Raw genomic sequence first — 5,451 nt, 5'->3', positions numbered from 1 at the left:
GAAGGTGGTCGTACCGTCGGAGCCGGAGTAGTAACCGATATTATCGGGTAAATCATTTGCCTGTATTTGGGAAATTCCTTTACTGGGAGGCATGAAAGTGGCACAAAAAATAAGAATAAAATTGAAAGCCTATGACCATAAAATATTAGATCAATCAGCTTTACGGATAGTTCAGACAGCGGAAAAGACTGGAGCATTCGTTTCTGGCCCGGTTCCGTTGCCGACTGATATTGTTAAATACACGGTTTTGCGCTCTTCTCATGTAGATAAAAAATCTCGAGAACAATTTGAACAAAGAACCCATAAAAGGCTGATTGATATATTAGAACCGAATCCAAAGACCGTTGATGCATTGATGCATCTTGATTTACCGGCTGGGGTTGACATTGAAATCAAACTGTAGAAACGGTGGAAACGGAAGGAGAGAAATAGAATGCCACTAATAGAGTATGGCATGATTGGAGAAAAAGTAGGTATGAGCCGGATCTTTTCCGATAAGGGCGAATCTATACCGGTTACGGTAATTAAATGTGGCCCCTGTTATATCGTCCAAAAAAAGGAAAAGGATACTGATAATTACGAAGCAGTACAAATCGGATATGGAGAAACCAAGGAAAAGAAAGTAAACAAACCAATCAGAGGTCACCTAAAGAAGGCTGGAATTGAACCTCTAAGAAAATTGGTTGAATTTCGGGTAAAAGATTTGTCGGCGTTTCAAGTTGGCCAGGTTCTTAAAGTATCAGGATTTAAAGTTGGAGACACCATCGATATCGTTGGGAAATCGAAGGGAAAAGGATTTGCTGGAGTAATGAAACGCCATGGTTATCGGGGAGGGAAAGCCTCTCATGGCTCTATGCATCGCCGAGCTCCAGGTTCAATTGGAGGAACCGATGCCGGGAGAGTTTGGAAAGGGAAAGGTCTCCCCGGAAGAATGGGTGGAGAGAGAGTGACGATGAAAAATTTAACCGTGGTGCAAATCAATGATGAACGAGATTTATTAGTGGTGAAAGGTGCAATACCTGGTGCACCCGGTCAAACCGTACTTGTGCGGAAGAATGCCGTTTAGGAGGAAAGAAATGGAACTTGAGGTAAAGAATAGAGAAGGGAACAAGGTTGGTACCCTTAATATAGAAGATACTCTCTTTCAAAGAGAAATAAACACCCATCTCATTTTTCTCTCGGTTAAGGGATATCTTGATAACCAACGGCAGGGAAACGCTAAAACCAAAACCCGTAGCGAGGTTCGTGGTGGTGGGAAAAAACCCTGGCGGCAAAAAGGTACCGGACGAGCCCGGCACGGAAGTAACCGGTCTCCGATTTGGCGTCATGGAGGAATTGTGTTTGGACCCCAACCCAGATCGTTTAGTCATCCTCTACCAAAAAATGAAAAGAGGTTGGCTTTAATTAATGCCATAACAGATAAATTGAATAATAATGCTGTCATGGTTATTGATCAGCTCAATATTGATAGACCGAAAACCAAAGATGCTGTTGAACTTCTTAATCGGTTGAATGTTCAAGGTAATGTTTTAATAGTCGTTTCAGAGAAAAACCCTAATGTCCTCCGGGCTTTTGCGAATTTGCCTTTGGTGAAATTGTTAAGTCGCAATGAGCTCAATACTTATAGTATTGTTAAAAGTGATATGGTGGTTTTTGAAAAGGATGTTTTGGTTGGAATTCAGGAGGTGTACGGGGCATGACTCAAGATCGAGAGATATTGATTCATCCGATTGTTACTGAAAAAGCTGTTGACCAGCAAAAAACCAATAAGTATGTGTTTCGGGTTGATCCCCGGGCAACCAAAAATGACATCAAGAATGCCGTTCATAATTTGTTTGGAGTTACAGTATTACAGGTCAACACCATGAATGTAAAGGGAAAAGTGAAACGTATGGGACGTTTTGAGGGATATACTCGTTCATGGAAAAAAGCGATTGTTTATGTCAAACCTGGCGAGAAAATAAAAGCCTTTGATATCGGATAATTCTAAAGGAGATTATTACTATGTCAAATATTAAGGCATACAAGCCGACAACGAACCCCCGACGCCACATGACCGGGCATACTTTCGAGGAAGTTACTCCAGGGGGACCAGAAAAATCGCTTCTTGTTTCTCATCGGCGTAAAGCCGGAAGAGATAGTTCGGGAAGAATTACGGTGCGTCATCAGGGTGGTGGTCACAAACGGAAATACCGTATCATCGATTTTAAACGGGATAAATTCGATATCCCAGCTAAAGTTTCCAGAATTGAATATGATCCCAACCGATCAGCACGGATAGCTCTCTTGGTCTATGCGGATGGAGAGAAACGATACATAATTGCTCCTTTGGGTTTGAAAGTTGGTGATACCGTGTTATCCAGCCCAAAAGCGGAAATTCAACCTGGCAATGCTCTCCCGTTAAGGAGTATACCGGTTGGAACTATTATTCATAACATTGAAATGAAACAGGGAAAGGGAGCTCAATTAGCCAGAGCTGCTGGCTCCTATGGGCAACTTATGGCAAAAGAAGGAACCTATACTCAGATTCGGTTATCTTCTGGTGAAGTTCGGCTTATTCATATTGATTGTCTCGCCACCGTAGGCCAAGTGGGGAATCTTGATCACGAAAACATCACGGTTGGGAAAGCTGGTCGAAAACGTTGGATGGGTATTCGACCCACAGTTCGTGGTAATGCTATGAACCCGATTGACCATCCCCACGGAGGTGGAGAAAATAAAGCTCATTGTGGGCGGCAACCAGTAACGCCTTGGGGACAGTATACGAAAGGGTATAAAACCCGCAAGAATAAAAATACCGATAAATGGATTGTGAAGAGAAGAAAATAATGGGAGGAGGAATTCCTTTTGGTACGATCATCGAAAAAGGGTCCATATGTTGATTTAAAATTACGTTCGCGTATTGAAGAGATGAATAAAAAAGGTGAAAAGAAAGTACTGAAAACTTGGTCGCGTGCCAGTATGATTATACCGGACATGATCGGGCATACTATTGCAGTTCACAATGGAAAAAAGCATATTCCGGTTTATATCACTGAGCAAATGGTAGGGCATAAATTGGGCGAGTTTGCGCCAACCCGAACCTTTAAAGGCCACGGAAATCCTACCGAGCGATCAACGGCGCTCAGATAAGAGGGAGGATAACATAGATGGAAGCGAGAGCGACCGCAAAATATATCAAAATATCACCACGGAAAGCTCGACAAGTTGTTGATATCATCCGTGGGAAAAAAGCCGATGAAGCTTTATCTTTGCTTCAATTTGTTCCCAAAAAAGCTTCCCGACTGGTTTATAAAGTGCTTAAGTCGGCAGTTGCCAATGCAGAAAACAACCTTAACTTAAATACCGATAGTTTGGTGGTTTCAAAGGCCTTTGTAAATCAAGGTCCAACCATGAAAAGAATTCGAGCTCGAGCAATGGGAAGAGCAAATGTTATTCGAAAAAGGACTTCTCATATTACCATTGCAGTATCAGATATGGAGGAGGGAAGCTAATTGGGACAGAAAGTTAATCCGATAGGACTTAGGTTAGGAATTATTCGAGGATGGCAATCTCGCTGGTATGCAGATAAAAAATATCGAGAATATTTAGCAGAAGATCTTCGAATTCGACAGTTTGTTAGAGAGAAGTTGCAAAGAGCCGGTGTTTCAGCAGTTGAAGTAGAAAGACTTGCCAACCAGGTTAAGGTAATTATAAAAACTTCACGGCCAGGAATTGTAATTGGACGAAAAGGATCTGAAGTTGAAAGTCTTCGTCAATCGATTCAAAAATTGGTTGATAATCCAAATGTTCAAATTACTGTTGATGAGATTAAGGTTCCAGAAATTGATGCTTACTTGGTTGCTGAAAATGTTGCTTTTCAAATTGAAAGAAGGGTTTCCTATCGACGAGCAATGAAACAAGCCATTACTCGTGCTCTTCGATCAGGTGCTATTGGAATAAAAATTTCCTGTTCAGGAAGACTCTCCGGAGCAGAAATTGCACGAGAAGAATGGTATCGTGAGGGTCGATTACCCTTGCAAACTCTTCGGGCTGATATAGATTTTGGATTTACCGAAGCGAACACCACCTATGGCAAAATCGGAGTGAAAGTGTGGATTTTTAAGGGTGAAGTGATTAAAACCGGTGAGGTTCTGGAAGGAGTATCCAGTACCAAGGTTGATAATCGTAAGGAGGAGACTGAAGCATATGTTGATTCCGAAGAGAGTTAAATATAGAAAACAAAACCGTGGAAGGATGAGTGGTGTTGAAACCCGCGGTGCAACCGTAGATTTTGGCGAATTCGGTTTACAAGCATTAGAACCACAATGGATAACGAATCCTCAAATCGAAGCAGCTCGAATCGCCATTTCTCGGCATCTTAAAAAGGGAAAGATCTGGATTCGGATTTTTCCAGATAAACCTTTTACCAAAAAACCGACTGAAACTCGTCAAGGAAAAGGTAAGGGACCAGTTGAGGGATGGGTAGCGGTGGTCAAACCCGGACGCGTTCTTTTTGAAGTATCAGGTGTTGACCGGGAAATTGCCTATGAGGCACTTCACCTGGCTGCTCAGAAGTTGCCCATTAAAACAAGAATAGTTGAGAGAAAAGCAGAATAGAGGTGTTGTTAATGAAAGCTTCGGAAATCCGCAACATGACTGGGGATGAGCTTAATAAAAAGTTGAGTGACCTGCGAACCGAGCTTTTTAATTTACGATTTCAAGCGATAACAGGACAATTGGGGAATCCTCGAAGGATTCACATGGTTAAAAAAGATATTGCCCGGATCAAAACCATTGTCAATGAACGTGAAATGTTTGGAAAGACGCAGGAGGTCAAATCAAATGGCTGACCGAAAAAGATTCACAGGTGAAATTATAAGCAATAAAATGGATAAAACTGTACTGGTTCGAGTAATACGGATTAGCGAACATCCTTTTTATAAGAAAAAAATGAAAAAATCCAAAAAGTATAAAGCCCACGACGAAGCCGGTATTTGTGATGTAGGAGATCGGGTCATAATCGAAGAAACCAGGCCTCTCAGTAAAACGGTTCGGTGGAGAGTAGTGGATGTAACTTTAAAGGCGAAAATAAAGGGAGGAGAGGACATTGATTCAATCGAGAACAATGCTTGAAGTTGCCGATAATACCGGTGCCAAAAAGATAATGTGCATCCGGGTTATGGGTGGCTCTAGACGTCGATACGCATCGGTTGGAGATATAATCATAGCTGCTGTTAAAGAGGCAGAGCCACGATCAAATGTGAAAAAAGGTGAAGTAGTCAGAGCGGTAGTGGTGAGAACTCGTAAAGAAATCGGTCGGGTGGATGGAACCTATATCCGCTTTGATGATAATGCTGCAGTCCTCATTACACCGGCGAATGTCCCACGAGGGACTCGCATATTCGGACCAGTTGGGCGAGAACTGCGTGAGAAACAATTTATGAGAATCGTCTCCCTCGCTCCAGAAGT

The 5,451-nt window shown here is 42.2% G+C and carries 12 protein-coding genes; all 12 read left to right on the top strand.

Going from position 1 to position 5,451, the window contains the following annotated elements; translation table 11 throughout:
* The first annotated feature begins 91 nt into the window (after window positions 1-91).
* Window positions 92-403, top strand: coding sequence for a 30S ribosomal protein S10 (rpsJ, locus tag PLK24_RS06565; protein WP_324477472.1), 312 nt, complete (start codon window positions 92-94; stop codon window positions 401-403).
* Between the two features lie 30 nt (window positions 404-433).
* Window positions 434-1,066 carry a 50S ribosomal protein L3 gene (gene rplC, locus PLK24_RS06560; protein WP_324477470.1) on the top strand — a complete coding sequence of 211 codons (633 nt, stop codon included), beginning with the start codon at window positions 434-436 and terminating at the stop codon, window positions 1,064-1,066.
* A 10-nt stretch (window positions 1,067-1,076) separates the two neighbouring features.
* Window positions 1,077-1,700: a 50S ribosomal protein L4 gene (gene rplD / locus PLK24_RS06555; RefSeq protein WP_324477468.1), complete on the top strand. Its 624-nt coding sequence runs from the start codon at window positions 1,077-1,079 to the stop codon at window positions 1,698-1,700.
* Window positions 1,697-1,984: a 50S ribosomal protein L23 gene (gene rplW, locus PLK24_RS06550; protein ID WP_324477465.1), complete on the top strand. Its 288-nt coding sequence runs from the start codon at window positions 1,697-1,699 to the stop codon at window positions 1,982-1,984. Before rplD ends, rplW begins: the two co-directional genes overlap by 4 nt.
* Window positions 1,985-2,004: 20 nt before the next feature.
* Window positions 2,005-2,829 carry a 50S ribosomal protein L2 gene (gene rplB, locus PLK24_RS06545; protein WP_324477463.1) on the top strand — a complete coding sequence of 275 codons (825 nt, stop codon included), beginning with the start codon at window positions 2,005-2,007 and terminating at the stop codon, window positions 2,827-2,829.
* Window positions 2,830-2,847: 18 nt separating this feature from the next.
* The gene (gene rpsS, locus PLK24_RS06540; RefSeq protein WP_324477461.1) at window positions 2,848-3,132 is read left to right on the top strand and encodes a 30S ribosomal protein S19; all 285 of its coding nucleotides are present in this window, start codon (window positions 2,848-2,850) and stop codon (window positions 3,130-3,132) included.
* A 17-nt stretch (window positions 3,133-3,149) separates the two neighbouring features.
* Window positions 3,150-3,494, top strand: coding sequence for a 50S ribosomal protein L22 (rplV, locus tag PLK24_RS06535; protein WP_324477459.1), 345 nt, complete (start codon window positions 3,150-3,152; stop codon window positions 3,492-3,494).
* On the top strand, window positions 3,495-4,211 hold the full coding sequence (rpsC, locus tag PLK24_RS06530; RefSeq protein ID WP_324477457.1) for a 30S ribosomal protein S3: 717 nt from the start codon (window positions 3,495-3,497) through the stop codon (window positions 4,209-4,211).
* Window positions 4,189-4,599, top strand: a complete 411-nt coding sequence (gene rplP / locus PLK24_RS06525) for a 50S ribosomal protein L16 (RefSeq protein ID WP_324477455.1) — start codon at window positions 4,189-4,191, stop codon at window positions 4,597-4,599. Before rpsC ends, rplP begins: the two co-directional genes overlap by 23 nt.
* Before the next feature lie 11 nt (window positions 4,600-4,610).
* A complete protein-coding gene (rpmC, locus tag PLK24_RS06520) occupies window positions 4,611-4,832 on the top strand; it encodes a 50S ribosomal protein L29 (RefSeq protein ID WP_218111860.1) in 222 nt (73 codons plus the stop codon).
* Complete coding sequence (rpsQ, locus tag PLK24_RS06515; RefSeq protein WP_324477452.1) at window positions 4,825-5,115, top strand: 30S ribosomal protein S17; 291 nt, start codon at window positions 4,825-4,827, stop codon at window positions 5,113-5,115. The genes rpmC and rpsQ overlap by 8 nt, the downstream gene beginning before the upstream one ends.
* The coding region (gene rplN / locus PLK24_RS06510; protein WP_324477450.1) for a 50S ribosomal protein L14 at window positions 5,090-5,451 on the top strand (362 nt) is incomplete at its 3' end. The genes rpsQ and rplN, both read left to right, overlap by 26 nt.

The organism is Atribacter sp. (assembly GCF_035418125.1).
Taxonomy (GTDB): Bacteria; Atribacterota; Atribacteria; order Atribacterales; family Atribacteraceae; genus Atribacter; species Atribacter allofermentans.
Note: the sequence above shows the minus strand (reverse complement) of the source record. Positions and strands in the feature narration are given on the sequence as shown.